Source organism: Sulfuriferula plumbiphila, from assembly GCF_009938015.1.
Taxonomy (GTDB): domain Bacteria; phylum Pseudomonadota; class Gammaproteobacteria; order Burkholderiales; family Sulfuriferulaceae; genus Sulfuriferula; species Sulfuriferula plumbiphila.
The window spans coordinates 1,171,958-1,191,300 of the sequence record NZ_AP021884.1 but is presented as its reverse complement, the minus strand read 5'-3'; the positions used below and the strand labels follow the sequence as shown (position 1 = coordinate 1,191,300).

19 protein-coding genes are annotated in these 19,343 nt (G+C 57.6%); 7 read left to right on the top strand and 12 right to left on the bottom strand.

Annotated elements, in window-relative coordinates:
• Positions 1–40: 40 nt before the first annotated feature.
• The 5 genes from flgF to flgB all read right to left on the bottom strand — a co-directional run bounded on the left by flgF (position 41) and on the right by flgB (position 3,745).
• Positions 41–781 carry a flagellar basal-body rod protein FlgF gene (gene flgF / locus GZH91_RS06345; RefSeq protein WP_147070401.1) on the bottom strand — a complete coding sequence of 247 codons (741 nt, stop codon included), beginning with the start codon at positions 779–781 and terminating at the stop codon, positions 41–43.
• Positions 782–976: 195 nt separating this feature from the next.
• The gene (flgE, locus tag GZH91_RS06340; protein ID WP_147070403.1) at positions 977–2,209 is read right to left on the bottom strand and encodes a flagellar hook protein FlgE; all 1,233 of its coding nucleotides are present in this window, start codon (positions 2,207–2,209) and stop codon (positions 977–979) included.
• Between the two features lie 32 nt (positions 2,210–2,241).
• Positions 2,242–2,913 carry a flagellar hook assembly protein FlgD gene (locus tag GZH91_RS06335; RefSeq protein WP_147070405.1) on the bottom strand — a complete coding sequence of 224 codons (672 nt, stop codon included), beginning with the start codon at positions 2,911–2,913 and terminating at the stop codon, positions 2,242–2,244.
• A gap of 14 nt (positions 2,914–2,927) precedes the next feature.
• Positions 2,928–3,332, bottom strand: a complete 405-nt coding sequence (gene flgC / locus GZH91_RS06330; RefSeq protein WP_147070407.1) for a flagellar basal body rod protein FlgC — start codon at positions 3,330–3,332, stop codon at positions 2,928–2,930.
• A gap of 5 nt (positions 3,333–3,337) precedes the next feature.
• Positions 3,338–3,745 carry a flagellar basal body rod protein FlgB gene (gene flgB, locus GZH91_RS06325; RefSeq protein WP_147070409.1) on the bottom strand — a complete coding sequence of 136 codons (408 nt, stop codon included), beginning with the start codon at positions 3,743–3,745 and terminating at the stop codon, positions 3,338–3,340.
• A 187-nt stretch (positions 3,746–3,932) separates the two neighbouring features.
• Between flgB and flgA the strand changes: the two genes are divergently transcribed.
• The 4 genes from flgA to GZH91_RS06305 all read left to right on the top strand — a co-directional run bounded on the left by flgA (position 3,933) and on the right by GZH91_RS06305 (position 7,221).
• A complete protein-coding gene (gene flgA / locus GZH91_RS06320) occupies positions 3,933–4,625 on the top strand; it encodes a flagellar basal body P-ring formation chaperone FlgA (protein ID WP_147070411.1) in 693 nt (230 codons plus the stop codon).
• 111 nt (positions 4,626–4,736) lie between these two features.
• The gene (flgM, locus tag GZH91_RS06315) at positions 4,737–5,045 is read left to right on the top strand and encodes a flagellar biosynthesis anti-sigma factor FlgM (RefSeq protein ID WP_147070413.1); all 309 of its coding nucleotides are present in this window, start codon (positions 4,737–4,739) and stop codon (positions 5,043–5,045) included.
• 11 nt (positions 5,046–5,056) lie between these two features.
• A complete protein-coding gene (locus GZH91_RS06310; protein WP_147070415.1) occupies positions 5,057–5,521 on the top strand; it encodes a flagella synthesis protein FlgN in 465 nt (154 codons plus the stop codon).
• A gap of 191 nt (positions 5,522–5,712) precedes the next feature.
• Entirely contained in the window at positions 5,713–7,221 is a 1,509-nt protein-coding gene (locus tag GZH91_RS06305; RefSeq protein ID WP_232522220.1) for an HDOD domain-containing protein, read from the top strand.
• A 125-nt stretch (positions 7,222–7,346) separates the two neighbouring features.
• Here GZH91_RS06305 and motD read toward each other — a convergent pair whose 3' ends face one another.
• From motD to flhB, 7 genes are all read right to left on the bottom strand, one after another.
• A complete protein-coding gene (motD, locus tag GZH91_RS06300) occupies positions 7,347–8,123 on the bottom strand; it encodes a flagellar motor protein MotD (RefSeq protein ID WP_147070417.1) in 777 nt (258 codons plus the stop codon).
• A gap of 150 nt (positions 8,124–8,273) precedes the next feature.
• The gene (locus tag GZH91_RS06295; RefSeq protein WP_147070419.1) at positions 8,274–9,014 is read right to left on the bottom strand and encodes a flagellar motor protein; all 741 of its coding nucleotides are present in this window, start codon (positions 9,012–9,014) and stop codon (positions 8,274–8,276) included.
• Entirely contained in the window at positions 8,996–9,727 is a 732-nt protein-coding gene (locus GZH91_RS06290) for an RNA polymerase sigma factor FliA (protein WP_147070421.1), read from the bottom strand. Before GZH91_RS06290 ends, GZH91_RS06295 begins: the two co-directional genes overlap by 19 nt.
• A gap of 2 nt (positions 9,728–9,729) precedes the next feature.
• Positions 9,730–10,515 carry a MinD/ParA family ATP-binding protein gene (locus GZH91_RS06285; RefSeq protein WP_147070423.1) on the bottom strand — a complete coding sequence of 262 codons (786 nt, stop codon included), beginning with the start codon at positions 10,513–10,515 and terminating at the stop codon, positions 9,730–9,732.
• Complete coding sequence (gene flhF / locus GZH91_RS06280; protein ID WP_147070425.1) at positions 10,508–11,782, bottom strand: flagellar biosynthesis protein FlhF; 1,275 nt, start codon at positions 11,780–11,782, stop codon at positions 10,508–10,510. The genes GZH91_RS06285 and flhF overlap by 8 nt, the downstream gene beginning before the upstream one ends.
• On the bottom strand, positions 11,779–13,860 hold the full coding sequence (gene flhA / locus GZH91_RS06275; RefSeq protein ID WP_147070426.1) for a flagellar biosynthesis protein FlhA: 2,082 nt from the start codon (positions 13,858–13,860) through the stop codon (positions 11,779–11,781). Before flhA ends, flhF begins: the two co-directional genes overlap by 4 nt.
• Positions 13,857–15,029, bottom strand: a complete 1,173-nt coding sequence (flhB, locus tag GZH91_RS06270; protein ID WP_147070428.1) for a flagellar biosynthesis protein FlhB — start codon at positions 15,027–15,029, stop codon at positions 13,857–13,859. The genes flhA and flhB overlap by 4 nt, the downstream gene beginning before the upstream one ends.
• A 482-nt stretch (positions 15,030–15,511) precedes the next feature.
• On the opposite strand from flhB, the gene GZH91_RS06265 reads away from it, so the two are divergent.
• The 3 genes from GZH91_RS06265 to GZH91_RS06255 are packed head-to-tail and all read left to right on the top strand — an operon-like array spanning position 15,512 to position 19,264.
• Positions 15,512–18,106, top strand: coding sequence for an EAL domain-containing protein (locus GZH91_RS06265; RefSeq protein ID WP_161984194.1), 2,595 nt, complete (start codon positions 15,512–15,514; stop codon positions 18,104–18,106).
• Positions 18,103–18,426: a hypothetical protein gene (locus GZH91_RS06260; protein ID WP_147070432.1), complete on the top strand. Its 324-nt coding sequence runs from the start codon at positions 18,103–18,105 to the stop codon at positions 18,424–18,426. Before GZH91_RS06265 ends, GZH91_RS06260 begins: the two co-directional genes overlap by 4 nt.
• On the top strand, positions 18,419–19,264 hold the full coding sequence (locus GZH91_RS06255; protein ID WP_147070434.1) for an HDOD domain-containing protein: 846 nt from the start codon (positions 18,419–18,421) through the stop codon (positions 19,262–19,264). The genes GZH91_RS06260 and GZH91_RS06255 overlap by 8 nt, the downstream gene beginning before the upstream one ends.
• Positions 19,265–19,343 lie beyond the last annotated feature (79 nt).

Sequence of the window (19,343 nt, the reverse complement as noted above, 5' to 3'; positions counted from 1 at the left end):
TGCCCACCGGCAGCCAATTACCATTCTGCGCCGTGCAGCACTAGCTCAAACTGAGAAGCTGACTCGCTTTATTGGCGTTATTCTCGGCGTTCTGCAACAATTTCATCTGCATTTCAAACTGGCGGCCCAGGCTGATCATGTTGACCATCGCCTCAACCACGCTGACGTTACTGCCTTCCAGCGCACCAGCCACCAGGGTCACATTCGGATCCGCGGCGGCCGGGCTGCCGTCCCGGGTACGGAAGTAACCGTCATCGCCGCGTACCAGAGAGGCTTCCGGCGGATTGACCAGCTTGATACGCCCCAATACGCTCACCGCAGCAGGCGAGCCGGTTTTCGGGATAGCCGACACGGTGCCATCTTTGGCGATTGCGATCGTCACATCCGGCGGAATGCTGATGGGGCCGCCCTCTCCCAGCACATTCAGTCCGTTCTGTGTCTGCAATACGCCATTTTCGCTGAGCTTCAGGCTGCCGTTGCGCGTGTAGGCTTCTGCGCCACCTTCCGGCTCGACGGCAATCCAGCCCTGGCCCTGCACCGCCACGTCGAGATCGCGCCCGGTTTGCTGGATTGCGCCGGGAGTGAAATCGCTGCCCACCGTTGAGTCCACCACAAACGCACGCGTCGGCAACCCATCGCTGATAACCGGCACCGCCCGGAACGAATCCAGTTGGGCACGAAAACCGGTCGTGGTGGCATTGGCCAGATTGTGCGCAGTCGTGGCCTGCTGTTCCAGAATGTGCTTCGCGCCGGTCATGGCGGTGTAGATCAGGCGGTCCATGCTGGTCTCCTGGTATTACAAATCGCAAATGACGAAACACATGGGACAGGATTAACAGGATTTCCCAGAATCGAAGCAAAGTCAGCATTTAGGCGGGTATTCCTGTCAATCCCGTAAAAAATCCTGTTAATCCTGTCCATGTTCAAGTTTCGTCATTATTGGGTTCAGATACTGGTAGCCGCGGCCAAATGCAGGTTAACGCAGGTTCACCAGGGTCTGCAGAACCTGATCCTGTGTCTTGATGGTCTGCGCATTCGCCTGATAGGTGCGCTGGGCGGTAATCATGTTCACCAGTTCGGCGGTGAGATCGACGTTCGAGTCTTCAACGGCAGACGATTGCAATACACCCAGGCTGCCTGAGTTGGGCGTACCCACCAGCGCCGGACCTGAGACCGCCGTTTCCGTCCAGAGATTGTTGCCAAGCGACTGCAAGCCGTTGGGATTGGTGAAATTCGCCAGCACCACCTGCCCCAGTGTTGCCGACTGGCCATTGGTATAACGCCCGACGATGGTGCCGTCCGCACTGATGTTGAAGCCGGACAACCGGCCTGAGGTATAGCCATCCTGCTTCAGCGCATTGACACTGAATGACGAGCCATACTGCGAGGTTCCCGTGTAATCGAGTTTTACCGTAAACGGCGTGGTCGCCCCGGTGGTAACCGCCACCGGCACTGCGAATGGCGCTGCGGGGATAAGCGAGCCGTCGCTGGCGAAAGCAAGCGAACCCACCTTGACCGGCGCAGCAGGCGGTACATAACCGATAGGCACTCCATCGTTGGCGGCATACACATCCCAGTTGTTGGCGGAGGTCTTGACGTAGAAAGTCTGCAGGGTGTGCGCGTTACCCAGGCTGTCATACACGGAAACTGCTGTCGAATTATTATAAGTCGTCGGATCCGCCATATTGAATGGCGTGGTGGCCGGCACCGCACTACCCGAATTCAGATTCAACAGCGCATTCACTTTAGTGGTGGTTTTGGGTGTGAGGTCTGCAGTATTGATGTTCAAATCGGCCGGCGCGCCAGTCGAGATCACCCCACTGGCATTCGCTGTATAACCCGTCAGGCGGGAACCGGTGGCGTTGACGACATAGCCGGCTTTGTCGAGCTGAAACTGGCCATTGCGCGCATAGGCAGTCGTGCCGTTATTGTTCATGCGGAAAAACCCCCCGCCGTTGATGGCAACATCCAGAGGATTATTGGAGGCGGTGATGTTGCCCTGGGTGAACCGCTGGGCAACCTGGGCGACCTTGGTGCCGATACCCACCTGGGAAGCGCCCGCGCCGGTCAGGGAGTTGGCATAAACGTCGGCAAACTGTGCCTGCGACTCCTTGAAACCGACCGTGTTGGCGTTGGCCACGTTATTACCAATCACGTCCAGACTCTTTGACGCAGCATTCAAGCCGCTTAAACCTTGCTGAAAACCCATTTCGTTCTCCTAAATATGTACTTGACGCCGGTTCAAAGAATCTGCCGGATGTCGATCAGATTGACCGGGCCAAGACCGGGCACGTTGAGCACCACGCCTTGGCTACCGCTTGCGACACTCGCAACCTGGCCAAAGGCCAAACTGTCTGCGCTCACTTTCTGCCCAGCCTGGGTCGCGCTGACGGTAAAACTGTATTGGCCGCCGGCGGCAGCAGCACCGCTATCGGTCCTGCCATCCCATTGCAGCGGCAGCATGCCCGCTGGTTGCGAGCCCAGATTCATGCTGCGAACAGGTCGCCCGCTGGCATCCAGAATGGTGACCTTCACATTGTCAGCCGCCCCCGCGAGATCAATACCGAATGGCGCCCGACCATTGCTCAGATTCAAGCTGGAACCCACCACCAGCACCCCGTGGCCGATCATGCCTGCTGCCTGCAGGGCCTGGCTGGACTGATAGCTGCCAATCAGCGACTGCAGCGTCGTATTCATTTTCTCGATGCCGGTGACGGTGGACAGCTGCGCGAGCTGGCTGGTCACCTGCGCGTTATCGAGCGGGTTGAGCGGATCCTGATTCTTCATTTGGGTAACCAGCAGCTTCATGAACGTATCCTGCGCGGCGGCAGCGCTACTCTGGGTCGCTGCGCCGGCTGGATTCATGGCTGCCAGCAAGCTGGGGGATACGGTATTGTTTTGCACGGTGTTCATGGAAATCTCCTCTGCTACTGGCCGATGGTGAGTGTTTTCAGGAGCATCGTTTTGGCTGCATTCATGGTTTCCACGTTGGTCTGATAGGAGCGCGACGCGGAAATCATGTTGACCATTTCTTCCACCACATTGACGTTAGGCATGGCGACGTAGCCTTTTTCGTCGGCAACGGGATTTTTCGGGTCGTAAACCATTCTGGGCGGCGATGCGTCCTCGACTACCTCCAGCACCTTCACCCCGCTCGCCTGCGAACCGGCGACAGGCACCGCGCTGAATACGACTTGCTTGGCCCGATAGGGCTGGCCGGTGGAACTGGTGGTGCTGTCGGCATTGGCGAGATTGCTGGCTACTGTATTAAGGCGCTGCGCCTGCGCGCTCATGGCGGAACCGGCGACATTGAAAACATCGAATAGCGACATGGTGATTACCCCTGTATTGCTGCCAGCAGACTCTTGATCTGCCCGCTGATCATGGTAAGACTCGCCTCATAGCGAATTGCGTTGTCGGCAAACTGATTGCGCTCGGTATCCATATCCACCGTGTTGCCATCGACACTCCCCTGCTGGACGCTGCGGTAAAGCAGCGGCGCGCCGCCGGGGCGCGCTGTGCCTGGAGCGTCGAGGTGTGCGGCAGAAGTTTTGGCAAGTTCAGATGGCGCCTGCCCGGCAGGTGCCAGCGCACTCTGCAAGGCGCTGCTGAAGTCGATATCGCGCGCCTTGTAATCAGGCGTATCCGCATTGGCTATATTGGATGCGAGCAATTGCTGGCGCTGCGCACGCAGGCTGAGCGCAGTTTCCTGAAAACGCAGGTAGTCGTCGAGCTTTCCGATCATGGCAATCTCCGAAAATAAACGAAAACGTGTATGCATGCCGCCATTACATTTTTACAGCCCTGATCTTACGACTGCAGATGCGTCCGCAATTGATTGATAAGCACCCATAACTGCAGGCTGTTCGCTGCTTTGAGTAAACGTTGATCCTCTAAGATAAGCGTGGAATCAATCCATCGGCCATCAATCCATGAAAACCTTGCTTGCCCTGCTGCTGTTGTCGTTCGTGCAAATTACCGCCGCGCAAACCAGCGCCCTGCGTCAGGATCCGGCGCTGATTCGCCAGGTCGCCGAACAGTTTTTGAATGCGCAGGCACGCGGGCTTCCCGGCCGGGTCAGCATCACTGTCGGCAAACTCGACCCGCGTCTGGATCTGGCGTCCTGCGCCGCGCCACAGGCGTTCATGCCAACGGGTAGCCGGGTATGGGGGAAAACCACGGTAGGCATCCGTTGCACCGTACCTACGCCATGGACTGTCTACATCCAGGCCAAAGTAACCGTGGTGGCCGATTACATCGTCGCCGCCGCACCGCTGGCCCAGGGTCAAATCGTCGGCGCGAGCGATCTCGCCACAATGCAAGGCGATCTGACCACCCTGCCAACCGGCATTATTACCGATGCCGCACAGGCCATAGGCCGCACGGTCACCCTGTCCCTGCAAGCGGGAACCGCACTGCGCCAGGACAGTTTGCGCAGCCAGCCTGCCGTACAGCAAGGGCAAACGGTACGCCTGGTATCCGCTGGCCCGGGGTTCCAGGTTTCTGCCGAAGCCCAGGCGCTGACCAGTGCCGGTGAAGGCCAGCTCGTCCAGGCCAGGACACAGTCCGGGCAAATGATCAGAGGGGTGGCCAAAGCCGGTGGCGTGGTTGAAGTAAGCTATTGACGGGGGTGTCGCGTCATCTTCTGATTGGGTGTTAAAGTTTGCAAAAGCCTCGCCGATATAATGCTCACCGGTTCCGGCTTACTTGAACCCAAATCAGATAGAGATCACACAATGAAAATCCATGACTCGAAAAAGTCCACCAGCCTACCGATCGGGCAAACTCAAGCAAATGCAGGAAAACGTGTCGACAAAACCGGAACGGATGCCGTCCCACCAGCGGATACGCTCAAATCCTCGCCCATGTCTGCGCAATTACAATCTTTGCAAGGCGCAATGGCCGCCAGTAATGTATTCGATGCGAACAAAGTGGAAGCCATCAAGCTCGCCATTGCCGATGGGAAGTTCCAGGTCAATCCCGAGAAAGTTGCGGACGGGCTGCTGGCAACCGTGAAAAACCTGCTGCAAGCACGCCGGAACTGAACCTGCATTTCATGGATACCCGCCTGATGGATACACTCAACGAAGAACGCGATGCAATGCACTGCCTGCTTGGCCTTATCCAGCAGGAACAGGCCTTATTGCTCGAAGCAGACATCGACCGGCTGAGTGCCGTAACCGATGAAAAAGCCAGAACCGTGGCACGCATGACGGAACTGGCCAACACCCGCCTGCACGCCCTGGCGACAGCCGGATACCCGCAGAGCGAAGCGGGCATGCAGGCATGGCTGGCCAGTCAAACAGCCGGCAGCGCCGCAGAAACCTGGGCAGAACTGCTGGCGCTGACACAATCCGCAAAAGAAATGAACCGCGTCAATGGCTTGCTGATCAATACCCATTTGACGCGCAACCAGGTCGCCCTGAACGTGCTGCATGGCGCGGATCAGCGCAGCGGTTTCTATGGCCCGGATGGGCAATCGAAGATTTCAGTAGCGGCACGCAATCTGGTCATCGGCTAATTTGTACCAACCCAGCCTAAAGCTGACAGGCCGTGTCCACACATGCCCCGGGTCACCCAGGGCATAACTGCAAGCAGCCTGGCGCATAAGACCAGAAATACACCCGGCTACTCCACCGCTCAAATTCCATGCGTGCTGACCTTACTTCCATGTCGCAACCTGCCAGCACGGCCGCAAGGCGCGCTGCGCTTTTGCAAAAATTCAGCGATGATGCCAACCTGCCTGCGCTGGGCAGCGCCGTGTCACGTGTGGTGCAGCTCGCTTCGTCCGATGACGAAGCCTTGCAGGAACTCACCAATTTCGTCTTGTCCGATGTCGCGCTTACCCAGAAAATACTGCGGCTATCCAATACGGTGTCGTACCGTACCGCCTCAGGCAGAACGATCACCACCATCTCAAGCGCAATTTTCCTGCTTGGTTTTGACACGGTCAAGACCTGTGCATTAGCCATGCTGCTGGTTGACCGCCTGCCCGACAACAACCATGCGCAGAGCGTACGTTTTGAACTGGCGCAGGCCTTGCGTGCCAGCGTCATCGGGCGGCAACTGGCGCGACGCAGCCACTTCCATGATTCTGAAGAAGCCGCCATCGCCGCCCTGTTCAAGAATCTGGGCCAGCTATTGGTTGCTTCACATGATCACGGTTTGTACAGCGAAATAACCGAACTGACCCATAGCGCCGATCTCACCCCCGCCAGGGCGTCCATGCAGGTGCTGGGCTGCAGCTTCGACCAGCTCGGCGCCACCGTGCTGCATGACTGGAAAATCTCCGATACGCTCATTCATGCCCTCAGCCCACTTTCCGCCCGCGCACAGAAAGCGCCCGAGAGTCGCCAGGAATGGATGTCCCTGGTGGCATCTTTCAGTTCGGAAGCAGCCAGACTGATGCCGCATTTGAATGACGCAAAACAACACGCTGATAACCAGATACTGCTGGCGCGTTTCGGCGCCGCGCTCAGCCTGGACAAGGGAAAAATCGACCAGCTGTTTGCACTGGCGATCGAAGAAGCCCACATCCTGCTGGACAGCATGGGGCTGCTCTCCCTGCCCGACAAACCGGCTGAACTGCCGGGCGAAATTGAAACCGGCACCAGTGCGCAAAATCTGCTGAATGATTTCCTGCTGACCACAGCCGGGCCTGACAGCAAGCCATCCATAGCGTGTCATGCCAGTGGAAAACCCATCAATGCACATGCGTTGCTGCTGGCAGGGGTACAGGACGTGACGCAGATGATGGGCTCCGGCCATGGCAAGCTCAACGAGCTGATCATGCAGGTGCTGGAAACCCTGTACCAGGGCATGGGCTTTCGATTCGCGACGGTTTGCATGAAGGATCTGAAAAGCAACCAGTTTCGGGCGCGTGTTGCGATTGGTGAGCACCATGCCGCACGCCAGGCGGGTTTCAGATTCTCCGCCACCACCACGCACGATATATTTCATCTGGCGATCAAGAACAACGCCGACCTGATGATTGCGGATGCCGCTGCCACCAAAATTCACCAGCTCATCCCAGTCTGGCACCGCGAATTGTTGCCGGATACGCGCAGTTTTGTTGTCCTGCCGCTGGTAATACAGGAAAAGCCGCTTGGTCTGCTCTATGCAGACCGCTCCCGGCTAGCGCCGGAAGGTGTCTCGGCGGATGAAACCGCGCTGATCAAGACATTGAAAAGCTTGTTATTGGCGACACTCAATTCGCGTTGATGCAGGCGCCCGGATGTCTGCTGCTGTGCTGGCCGTTTTCCGTCTTTCGGGTGCCCTAAGGTCTGCCTGCCCAGGTCTGCGCGACTATGGCCGGCTCAACTACGCGTCCGCACTGAGCAGCCGGGCTAATTGTGGGAGCTTGCTTTGACCGGCACTTCCGTGACCACTTCCGGGAGTGCCGACAGGATGGTCACCGTCACGCGGCGGTTGCGTGCCCGGCCCACAGCAGTGGTGTTGGAATCGACGGGCTGGTTCGATCCGTGTCCAACCGCCGTCAGGCGATTCTCGCTAATGCCGCTCTCGCCAAACAGCCTGACCACGCTGCTTGCACGCATGGCAGACAATTCCCAGTTGGAAGGGAAAAACGCATTGCTGATCGGCAGGTTGTCCGTATAGCCTTCAACCCGTATGGCATGTTGATCGTTGTTCAGCACCGCCGCTACGGCTTTTAATGCCTGGCTGGATTCCTCGGTCAGTTTTGCTTCGCCAGGCGCAAACAGAAGACTGGCATTGATCTCCACGCTCACCCCACGCGCGGTCTGGGTAACGCGAACCTTACCCTCACTGACCAGCGGCGCGAGCACCTTGAGGATGTCCCGGGCAATCCCGGTCATCTGCTCCCTTTCACGCCTTACCGCTTCACTGATACGCGGCCTGGGCACCAGCAACTTCCCTGGCAGCGGCAATGTCGGCTGCTCTTGCCAGGATTTTGTCTGGGGGGGTCGCGTCTGACCAAAAGCGCTGCCGAGGGAATCTGAAAGCACGCGATATTTACTCTCGTTCACCGACGAAATCGCATACATCACTACGAAAAATGCAAACAGAAGCGTAATAAAATCCGCATAGGAGACCAGCCAGCGCTCGTGATTGTCATGCTCTTCTGCGTATTTTTTGCGGGCCATGATGCTCTCTTGTAAGAAGGAAAAAGGCAAAAATTAAAAGGCAAAAGTTAAAAATTAGAAGCAAACCCGCGCCTTGCGCCGGGTTTTGATTTGTCTTTAATTTTGCCTTTTAATTTTTGCCTTTTGCCTTTTGATTTTATTTAAACCATCCTATCTGAGGTAGACGGCCACACGCTCTTCGATGGCACGCGGGTTATCGCCCGTGGCAATCCCCAGAAATGCATCCGCGAGCATTTCGCGCTTGTTGACTTCATGCATGACCGTCGCCTTGAGCCGGTTGCCGATGGGCAGAAAGACCAGGTTGGCCAGGCCGACGCCGTAAATGGTGGCGACGAAAGCCACCGCGATGCCGCCACCGAGCTTGGTCGGGTCGGAGAGATTCTCCATCACGTGAATCAGTCCCAGCACCGCCCCCAGAATACCGATGGTCGGGGAATAGCCACCGGCGGCTTCCCATATCTTTGCAGCCTGGCGCTGTTCCATCTCATAAGCGCCGATCTCAAGATCAAGAATTTCCCTGAGTTTGCCGGGCTCAGTCCCATCAATTATCAGCCGCAGGCCCTTGGCGATGAAGGGGTCACGCGTCGCCTGCATGAAGGGTTCCAGACTGAGCAGGCCTTCCCGGCGCGCGGTGTGGCTCCAGCTACTGATCTCGTTAGCCATGGTCTGGCGATTGTCTGGCGGAGGAGCGAATACCCAGCGAGCCATACGCACACCGCGCACAAAAACCGGCATACGATTTTGCAAAAGGACGGCGCCAATTGTTCCTATAACCACGACAACAAACGCAGCCGGTTGCACCAGCGAACCGATATGGCCGCCGTCCAGCAGATGGGCAACCAGGACAGCCGTCAGTGCGAGGGCAACGCCTGCTAGGCTTCCCCAGTCCACGCATGTCCCCTGAGTGTTGATCGGAGCCGGGCAACGGCCTGGCTATGCAACTGGCATACGCGCGATTCCGAAACCCCCATGACCGCGCCGATCTCCTTGAGATTCATTTCTTCTTCATAGTAGAGCCCCATCAGGATTTTTTCGCGCTCCGGCAAGGCTTCGATCGCCTGCGTGACTGCCCCGCGAAAACCGCTGTCAAGCAGGCCTTTCAGGGGATCACTCGAGTCGTTCATGGCGTGATGGTCAAGGAAATGGTCGTTATCCTCGGCATCATGAAAGTCTTCGTAGTAAACCAGTTGATGCCCCGCGCCGCTACCCAGCAATTCCTGATAATCAGTCAATGAGAGTTTGAGCTCCTTGGCAATTTCGGATTCCGTGGGCTCATGGCCCAGGCGTTGCTGCAGGGCGCTCATCGCCCCCTCAACCTTGCGCATGTTCTGGCGGATACTGCGCGGCAGCCAGTCGGTACTGCGCAGCTCGTCGAGCATCGCGCCACGGATACGCTGCACGGCATAAGTCTCGAACTGTGCGCCGTGGGTTTCTTCATAGCGATTAATCGCATCAAGCAAACCTATCATCCCCGCCTGCACCAGGTCGTCCACTTCCACACTGGGCGGCAGCCTGGCTTTCAGATGGTAAGCGAGCCGCTTTACCAGAGGTGCATGCTGGGTCAGGAGATAATTCTTGTCTGACTTTCCGTTGACGGTATACATATTCAGGACAGACTGAATTGTCCGGCGAGACGCCTGAATGCGACTGAAGCACCGGCCAGCGGGAATGCATCGATCACCGAACGACCCAGGCGCGCCGCGCGATTGAGGTGTTCATCCGCCGGTACAGAGCCCATGGAGTTCAGCTGGATAGCGAGATAGCGCTTCGCCGTGAGCGCCATATTCTCGTAAACCCGTCCCGCTTCCGCTTCGGAGGCGCCAGTCACCAGCACCCCGAACGAGCGTCGTCCCAGACAGGCGTTCAAGCGCTTGATCAGGCAGTATGCAGATTTGATCGACTCTGCGCCGGAAGACATCTGAATCACAATCTGACCATCGGCCATGGCCGGGACAGGCAACGCATCGTTCGCGTCGAGTTCGCCGTCCACCATGACCACGCCGGTCTGCCGGGCGAGCAAATCAAAAGTATTGGCAAGATGCTGAGCCTCCGCATCATTCCCTGAACGCTTCTGCATGCACCCCAAGGTGACCAGGCCCAGACCTTGCGATACCGGCTGGATCGCCTCGTCCAGCACACTTTCCCGACGCGATACATCGAGCAAGGTCGCGCGGCGTGCCGTCCCCAACCGCGAAGCGACACCACCCGCTACCGAGCGCGCATCGACCAGCAGCACGTCGCTTCCCGCCTGTACCAGCGATGCGCCAAGATTGGCGAGCATCGCGCTTTTTTCCTCATCGCGCAGCACGGACAGAAAGGTCACGATGCGCGGCCTGGGCCCGGCAAGCATGCGCCGCAGGCCTTCTGCCTGATCGAAATCGAAATTAGCCAAGATTCACCTCGCGCAGTGATTTATCTTTCATCGCACACACCGTATTGGCGATCACCAGCGGCAACTCATCATCCTTAAACTGGAACGGCGAGGTTTCGCGTTTTAATTTGAACGCGCGGTCAATCAGATATTCACGCTTGATGACGTGCAGATCTTCCGGCACACGCTGGCCGTTGGCCGTGTAGTAGAGACTCAGTTTCTGGCGAATGACCACGTCGAGCACGTTGCCGATGGTCGCCGCTTCGTCGAGCTTGGTGATGATGCAACCCGCCAGACCAGCGCCCTGGTAGGCGCGTACAACCTCGTTGAGCGTCTCGCCGGTGGAAGTGGCGTTGAGGCAGAGTAGGCGTTTCACCTCGGTGCCCGCGCCCGACAACATGGCAATCTGCTCGGCCACCATGTGGTCGCGCTGGTTCATGCCCACCGTATCGATCAGGATCGTGTGCTTGTTCTTCAGTTCGTCCAGCGCGATGCGCAGGTCCGCTTCATCCTTCACTGAATGCACCATGACACCCAGTATCTTGCCGTAAATACGCAATTGCTCATGGCCACCGATACGATAACCGTCGGTGGTAATCAGTGCCAGCTTGCCGGTGCCGTGGCGCATCACGCAGCGCGCGGCAAGCTTTGCGGTGGTGGTCGTCTTGCCTACGCCGGTGGGGCCGACCAGGGCAAACACACCGCCTTTTTCCAGTATCTCGTTTTCGTTGTTAATGGCCAGTAAATTGCGCACCAGAACAGACTTGACCCAGCCCGTCCCCTCTTCCGCTGTGGTCACAGCCGGCAAGTTTTGCGCCAGATGACGCGCCAGGCTGGCGCTGAACCCTGCCGCCAGCAATTCGCGCAGGACGACCGTCCGATGCGGCTGCCGATTCTGGGATGCCCCCCATGATATCTCGGCGAGTTGCGCTTCCAGCATGCCGCGCATCGAACGTATTTCGCTCATCACTTCGGTGAGTTCGCTGGCGGCGGCTTCTTTCGCAGTCGACGCAGTGCGCGCGGTTTCGAGCGCACCCGCAAGGCTGGCCGCCTGGTTGCTGTCCACACGACGCTTTGGCGGCAATGCTGCGAGTACCGGCTGCGATGCGGCTTCCCGCTCAACCGACGGGGCCATCAGCGCAGCGATATCCTCATTCGCCAGTGCCATGATCTCAACGCCGCCATCGACACTGCGATTAGACAGAATCATCGCATCCGGACCGAGTGCATCGCGTACCTTGCGCAACGCGTCACGGGAATTGCTCGCAGAAAACTTTTTAACGTTCATGCTTGGCCTCCAACTAGGCTGGTAACCCTAATGGTTTTTGAATCGGGAAGTTCGGCGTGCGACAACACCTTGAGTTGCGGAAGTGCGCGGCGCAGAAATCGGGCGAGCAGCGCACGTAACGGCCCCGGCACCAGCAGCACCGGCGTGAAGCCCAGCTGCTCCTGTTGCCGGGTCGCCAGTTCGGCCTGGGTGGCCAGCATATCGGCAAGACCAGGTTCAATACCGGCTCCCTCTGGCCCGTTCGCCTGCAAAGCCTGCATCAGCAGGCGTTCCAGGCGGCTATCCAGCGTCATCACCGAGAGTTCGCTGGCCGATGGAAATAGCTGCTGGACAATCGCGCGACCCAGTGCGATGCGCACCAGGGCGGTGAGTTCATTCGGATCCTGGATGCGCGCTGCATGTTCCGCCAGGGTTTCGATGATGGTGCGCATGTCACGGATATGCACGCCTTCAATCAGCAGGTTCTGCAACACCTTTTGCAGCGTGGAAAGCGGTATCAGTTTCGGCACCAGGTCTTCCACCAGCTTGGGCGATTCCGTACCCAGATGGTCAAGCAACTGCTGCACCTCCTGCCGTCCCAGCAGTTCTGCGGCATGCAGTGTGATCAAGTGGTTGAGGTGGGTCGCCACCACCGTGCCGGCGTCCACTACGGTATAGCCCATGGTCTGCGCCTGTTCGCGCAGCCCGGCGTCAATCCACGTTGCCGGCAGTCCAAACGCCGGGTCGCTGGTCAATGCACCGGGTAGCGTGCCGGTTACCATGCCGGGATTAATGGCCAGATACTGGCCGGCATGGGCTTCGCCACTGCCCACCTCGACGCCTTTCAGGCTGATGCGATACGCCGATGGCCTTAATTCAAGGTTGTCACGGATATGCACCGGCGGGGACAGAAAACCGACTTCCTGGGCAAATTTTTTGCGGATACCCTTGATGCGGCGCAACAGTTCACCGCCCTGCCCTTTATCCACCAGCGGAATGAGGCGGTAACCCACTTCCAGACCCAGTGTGTCTACCGGGACAATGTCCTGCCAGGTAGCTTCTTCCAGCTCGGCGGGAGCGGCCACCAGTGCGGATTCCGGCTCGATGTCTGCCTTGAGTGCGCGCTGCGTGAGCAGGTAAGCGCCGCCGCCCAGCACTGCAGCCAACAGGACGAAAGCAAGGTGTGGCATGCCGGGAATCAGGCCCATGCCGCCGATGATCCCGGCGGCAATATAGAGCACCTGCGGCTTTGCAAAAAGCTGGTCAAGCAGTTGCCCGCCGATATCCTGATCGCTGGCAACACGGGAAACCACGATGCCTGCTGCCGTGGAGATAAGGAGCGAGGGAATCTGCGCGACCAGGCCATCGCCAATCGCCAGCAAGGTGTAATTCTTGATGGCGACGGAAAAATCCAGATCATGCTGAACCATGCCAACGATGAGGCCGCCGATAATGTTAATCACTGTGACCATGATGCCGGCTACCGCATCGCCGCGCACATACTTGCTGGCGCCGTCCATTGCGCCGTAAAACTCGGCTTCCTGGGCGACTTCGGTACGGCGGCGGCGCGCTTCCTGCTCGCCGATCAGGCCGGCATTCAGATCGGCGTCAATCGCCATCTGCTTGCCGGGCATGGCATCCAGAGTGAAGCGCGCGCCGACTTCCGCGATGCGCCCGGCGCCCTTGGTGACGACCATGAAGTTGATGATGGTCAGAATGATGAATACCACGATACCGACCGTGTAATTGCCGCCGATCAGGAAGTGCCCGAAAGCCTCGATCACCTTGCCCGCAGCGTCAGGTCCGGTGTGCCCTTCGGTGAGTACCACCCGGGTTGAGGCAACGTTGAGGGAGAGCCGGAGCATGGTGCTGACCAGCAGAACCGTAGGGAAAACCATGAAATCAAGTGGTTTTACCGTATACAGACTGGTCAGCAGCACGATAATGGCAAGCGTGATGTTGAAACTGAAAAAGATGTCGAGCACAAAAGCCGGCAGCGGCAACATCATCATTGCCAGCATGATGATAATGATCACCGGAGCAACCAGAGTAGCGCCACCTGGAGTGGTCAACCAGGCAGGGAGTTTCAGGCCATTCATTGCATGCCTCCATTATTGTTCGTGGCCTGTGCCGCTGCGTTTAGCGGATCAAGCTGCGGCGGCACGTCAAGCTCACCCGGGATCTCCGGAGGAACACCGCCATGCTGGCGATAAGCGCGCAACTGGAATACGTAAGCGAGCACTTCCGCAACTGCGGTATACAGCGCTTCCGGAATCTCATCGCCCAGTTCTGCGTGCCGGTAAAGGGCCCGCGCAAGTGGCGCCGCCTCCAGCATCGGTACATGGTGCGCGCCCGCCAGCTCACGGATCTTCGCGGCTACCTCGTCGGCACCTTTGGCGACCACTTTGGGGGCGCGCATCGCACCATCTGCATATTTGAGCGCCACTGCGTAGTGCGTCGGATTGGTCACTACCACGTCCGCCGTCGGCACTTCGGACATCATGCGGCGGCGTGCCATCTCGCGCTGTTGCGCGCGAATTTTGGCCTTGATTTGTGGATCACCATCCGATTCCTTGGCCTCCTGGCGAACTTCCTGGCGCGTCATCTTAAGTTTATTGGCGTGATGCCATACCTGGTAAGGCGCATCAATCAGGACGATTACGCCCAAAGCACCGGCAATGGTAATGAAACTGATCCACAGCAGGCTGGCAAGATGGGCGCCGGCCTCATGCAGGGATTCCACGCTGAGGGCCAGCACCGCGTCTTTTTGCTGCCAGATCACCAGTCCGGCCACCACACCCACCAGCATGGTTTTGGCTATCGTTTTGCCGAACTCCATGGCCGCGTTGGAAGAGACCAGATTACCCAGCCCCCTGACTGGATTCATCCGTCCAAAATTCGGTTGCAAGGCCTTGGTGCTGAACAGCCATCCGCCAATCACGGCGGGGGAAACCAAAGCGACAATAATCAGCAGCAGTGCGATGGGCACGAACACCGCCAACAGCTCGCCCAGACTCGCGCCCAGGCGGGCGAAAAGCGCGGAAGAATCAAACGCCAGGACACGCCCAAAGCCAAGGCCGGAGACCAGCATGCTTTCCAGCTGACGGATCAGCCTGTCGCCCGAAAACCAGATACCGCCACCTGCCGCCAGCAACACGGTGAAAGTGGCGAGCTCGCGCGAACGAGGGACATCGCCATCCTCGCGCGCCTTTTCAAGTCGCTGGGGTGATGGTGATTCGGTTTTTTCGAGGTCGCTGTCTTCAGCCATCGCCTGTTCCTCTTGCGCGCCACCGTCTTGCTTTCAACATGACGCATTGACGGCTCGCACAGCTGCGATTATTGGCGAGAAAGCGCGCGGGTCATCGGAGGAATAAGTACATAAAATCCCCCGTATTTCACTGAAGACAATTGATTGAACCTGGAAAAGCAGTTAGCCACGGGGGTCACGGACCGCAACTGATCTGGCCGGTGCGGGCCGCAACGGGGCCGTATCCCGTGCAATGGCATTCCGCACAAGGCAATGAGACCAGCCGCGCAAATACGCCTCAAGACTTCATCAACTTATGCCGATGTATAAAAGCCATGGCTCCGAATCAGAGCAGACGGGGTTTGATTTTGCATGAGTGAATGGATTCGCTGAGTACAGTCAGCCTGACCCAACAATGATAGGCCGTATATGCGCGACAGACCCGAAGACATGCCTGGCTTCAATGCCGAATGTGCACTACCCGACTGCCCGAGCATTCGCATATGACGCTCAATCAGACCAGATACCCGCAGCTTGACCACATGTTGCAGATAAGCAACCGCGCACTGGCGTCTTCCGGAAGCGGGATCATCATCATGGATGCAACTACGGCATCCAATCCGATCGTCTTTGCCAACGACGCATTTTGTCGCATGACCGGCCATGCAATCGAAGAGGTACTGGGACGCGATTTTTCTTTTTTGCTCAGCAAGCACCACGATCAACAGGAAATTGCCGCAGTCTACAGCGCACTCGCCAACAATAATGAAGCCAATCTGGTGCTGCGCAAGCGCCACCAGGACGGCGCTGAAATCTGGAGCAAACTGCTCATTTCCCCGGTACCCGATGACACTGACAGGATTACGTATTTCATTGGTGTGCAGACCGACATCACCGAGCACAAGCGCGATGAGGAGCGGCTTGCTCACCAGTCAACCCATGACGCGCTCACCGGACTTCCCAACCGCAACCTGCTCAAGGATCGCTTGCAACAGGCGATAGCGCAAACGGACCGCAGTGAAGATAGTGTGGCACTGCTGTTCCTCGACCTTGACCATTTCAAGTTGATTAATGACAGCCTTGGCCATGCCGCAGGAGACCGGATGCTCCTCGGCGTGGCTGAACGGCTGCGCGCCTGCGTAAGAGAAGGCGATACCGTATCCAGGCATGGCGGCGATGAATTCGTACTGGTGTTGAGGGAAATTGACCAGTCGCATCATGTGGCGGCGATTTGCGAAAAGATATTCCAGACCATCGCTGACCCATTTTTCATACAAGGTCATAGCTTCCACGTCACCTGCAGCATCGGCATCGCGCTTTACCCGCAGGATGGCCAGGATACGGCGACACTCTTCAAATACGCCGACATGGCCCTGTACCAGGCGAAAGACCAGGGACGCAACCACTACCAATTCTTTTCCCGCGAAATGAACGAGCGCATGCTGGAGCGCGTCACGCTGGATGAAGCCTTGCGTTCGGCCATTGCAAACGACGAGCTGCTCCTGCATTACCAGCCACTGGTTAGCCTGAGCACAGGCCAGTTAGTGGGACTGGAGACGCTGGTGCGATGGCAGCACCCCGAGCTCGGCATGGTATCGCCTACGCGGTTTATACCCATTGCCGAAGAATCTGCCCTGATCGCCAGTATTGGTGAATGGGTATTACGCAAAGCCTGCCAGGATATGCGCGCCTGGATTGACAGTGGCCTGACCGGCTTCCAGGTTGCCGTTAACGTTTCGCCCAGACAATTCCGCGATCCCAGGCTGGCAGACCGGATTGAGCATGTACTCGCCGAGCACCGCATTGAGCCACGCATGCTGTCTCTGGAAATCACCGAAACGGTGTTGATGCAGGACACGGCATCGAGCGAAGCCACACTTCGGCAACTCAAGGGGCTGGGAGTAGATCTGGCGCTGGATGACTTCGGCACGGGTTATTCCTCATTAAGCTATTTGAAGCGCTTCCCGTTTGACCGGGTCAAGATTGATCGCTCCTTCGTCAGGGACATCATTACCGATAGCGATGACGCAGCGATATCGAAAGCGATCATCTCCATGGCCCACAGCCTCGGTATCCGGGTCGTCGCCGAGGGGGTCGAGACAGAAGCCCAGTGCCAATTCCTGCGCCGCCACCGATGTGACGAAATGCAGGGATACTACTTCAGCCGGCCGCTTCCGCCCATGGAAATAACCATGCTGCTGGTTGAAAAGAAGCATCTTCCAGAAAGTATTCTAATGCTGCAGAAAGCGCCGCGCACTCTGCTGCTGGTGGACGTTGATCCGGACATCCTGGCCGCACTGCAACAATTGCTGCGCCAGGACAATTATCGAATCATGACCGCATGTAGCGCAGAGGAAGCGTTGGGGGTGCTCGCGCAGCACGAAGTCGACATCATGGTATCCGGCCTGACGATGCCCGGCATGACCGTAATTGAGCTGCTACGCCGGACAATGAAAATGTATCCCGACGTGATACGGATCATCTTGTCCAATCCCATCGAATGGCAATGCGTTGCCGATAGCGACAGCAACGGCCTGATCCATAAAATCCTCATCAAACCGTGGGATGACCAACAATTGCGTAGCCACCTTGATGATGCTTTTCGGCATAAGGCGTTGGCGGATGCAAACCAGCGCCATAATCTTGAATTTCACAAGGAATTCAAGGAGGAAAACCAGCGTCTCGGCCTCAGGACAAAAGCACTGAGCCAGGCACTGGCAAGCGCCAACCTGAAGCTGGAAAGGGCGCTTGACCAGCAACAACAGCGGGGCATGCGCGATAAAGTCCAACTCGACATCATGCGCGAAATGCTGGAGCACATTCCGCTACCCATGATAGGTTTGGACGACGACTGCGTCATTGTCTTTGTCAACGCCGCAGCCGAAGCGCTGTTTGCGTCTCATGGGCCGATCCTTGGTCGCGATTCGCGCGAGCTGCTGCCCGCGCTTTGCGATGCTGCAGACAGCACTGGCGCGGACAGCAAGCTGCCAGTCCGGATCGGCCATCAGCATTACCGCATCATTTGCCAGCGAATGGGGATGCACTCGCTCTCCCGCGGCAGCCTGTTGGCCCTGGTGAAACAGGAGGCAAACGCATGAATCCCATTCACGAACAGATTGGTTTGGATAACGCCGTTGCGGGCATGATCCTGACGGACAATTTACGTGATGCCGAAGGTAACATGCTGCTGTCACGGGGGACGGTACTGACCGAAGCCGCACTTATTACCCTACGTCGCCGCAAGGTCGAATACCTGCGCGTGTTAGCTGCTGCATATTGCGCAGCGGATATGGAAGCCACGCACGGATTCCAGCGCCACCGTCTTGCCAAATTATTCCGGGCAGCCGGCAATGCGGGCGCAAATGGTTTGTTACTGCAGCACATCATGCAATATCGCCTTGGTGAAAATCATGAATAAGCTGACCATGAGCGAAGCTGTCAGAACGATCCATGGCCGTCTGCCGCACCTGCCTGAAATTGTGGCCGATTTGCTCTGCAGCATGAGGCAGGAAAATATCGATATCGATACGCTGGCCGAAAAACTGTCCCATGATCAGGCATTGGTGGCAATGACATTGCGCCTGGCCAATTCCTCGTTTTACGGAATGCCACACAGAGTGACCCGCATTCGGGAGGCCTTCGCGATTCTTGGCCTGAAGGGTATGCGTACCCTGATTACCGCAGCGGCAGTGACTAACGGCTTTATCGCCAACCGCGACAGCGCTGGCGAGATCGAGAAAAACTGGCGCCATTCCATTGCCGTGGCTGTTTGCGCCAAAGCGCTGGCGCGTCAGCTCCATCTTGACCAGGAACTCGCGTTTACAGTGGGCCTGTTGCATGATATTGGAAGGCTGATCCTGGCGGTGTATTTTCCGCTGCAGTACCAGGCGACACTTACACATCGGACAGCGCATGATTGCACCCTATTCCAGGCAGAACAGGCAGTCCTGGATATTGACCACGCCATGGTTGGTCAGGCGCTTGCCGAACACTGGAAATTTCCACTGGCGATGCAGCTGGCCATAGGCAGCCACCATGCGCCCGGGCAATCGGGGCACAACGCCTTGATCTCCCTCGTGCATGTCGCCGATGCGATCGTTCACGCACTGGATCTTGCGCTGGACGAGGAGGAACTGGTTCCCCCGGTTTCCACAGCCGCATGGAACAGCCTGGGCATAGGTCAGGAAGCATTCTTGCAGGTGTTTGACGAAACAGAACAGCAGTTTGACGAAATGTGCCAGATTTTAGTCGTGTAGAAAAAGCGATTAAACACGGAGCGCACGGAGAACACCGGGAAAACAATGAAGGCAAAATCCAGGACACGCCCCCGGGCTT

Excerpts from the sequence above, each read along its gene's own strand:
- flgF (WP_147070401.1), bottom strand. The coding sequence starts at position 781 with ATGGACCGCCTGATCTACACCGCCATGACCGGCGCGAAGCACATTCTG.
- flgE (WP_147070403.1), bottom strand. The coding sequence starts at position 2,209 with ATGGGTTTTCAGCAAGGTTTAAGCGGCTTGAATGCTGCGTCAAAGAGT.
- GZH91_RS06335 (WP_147070405.1), bottom strand. The coding sequence starts at position 2,913 with ATGAACACCGTGCAAAACAATACCGTATCCCCCAGCTTGCTGGCAGCC.
- flgC (WP_147070407.1), bottom strand. The coding sequence starts at position 3,332 with ATGTCGCTATTCGATGTTTTCAATGTCGCCGGTTCCGCCATGAGCGCG.
- flgB (WP_147070409.1), bottom strand. The coding sequence starts at position 3,745 with ATGATCGGAAAGCTCGACGACTACCTGCGTTTTCAGGAAACTGCGCTC.
- flgA (WP_147070411.1), top strand. The coding sequence starts at position 3,933 with ATGAAAACCTTGCTTGCCCTGCTGCTGTTGTCGTTCGTGCAAATTACC.
- flgM (WP_147070413.1), top strand. The coding sequence starts at position 4,737 with ATGAAAATCCATGACTCGAAAAAGTCCACCAGCCTACCGATCGGGCAA.
- GZH91_RS06310 (WP_147070415.1), top strand. The coding sequence starts at position 5,057 with ATGGATACCCGCCTGATGGATACACTCAACGAAGAACGCGATGCAATG.
- motD (WP_147070417.1), bottom strand. The coding sequence starts at position 8,123 with ATGGCCCGCAAAAAATACGCAGAAGAGCATGACAATCACGAGCGCTGG.
- GZH91_RS06290 (WP_147070421.1), bottom strand. The coding sequence starts at position 9,727 with ATGTATACCGTCAACGGAAAGTCAGACAAGAATTATCTCCTGACCCAG.
- flhF (WP_147070425.1), bottom strand. The coding sequence starts at position 11,782 with ATGAACGTTAAAAAGTTTTCTGCGAGCAATTCCCGTGACGCGTTGCGC.
- flhA (WP_147070426.1), bottom strand. The coding sequence starts at position 13,860 with ATGAATGGCCTGAAACTCCCTGCCTGGTTGACCACTCCAGGTGGCGCT.
- flhB (WP_147070428.1), bottom strand. The coding sequence starts at position 15,029 with ATGGCTGAAGACAGCGACCTCGAAAAAACCGAATCACCATCACCCCAG.
- GZH91_RS06265 (WP_161984194.1), top strand. The coding sequence starts at position 15,512 with ATGACGCTCAATCAGACCAGATACCCGCAGCTTGACCACATGTTGCAG.
- GZH91_RS06260 (WP_147070432.1), top strand. The coding sequence starts at position 18,103 with ATGAATCCCATTCACGAACAGATTGGTTTGGATAACGCCGTTGCGGGC.
- GZH91_RS06255 (WP_147070434.1), top strand. The coding sequence starts at position 18,419 with ATGAATAAGCTGACCATGAGCGAAGCTGTCAGAACGATCCATGGCCGT.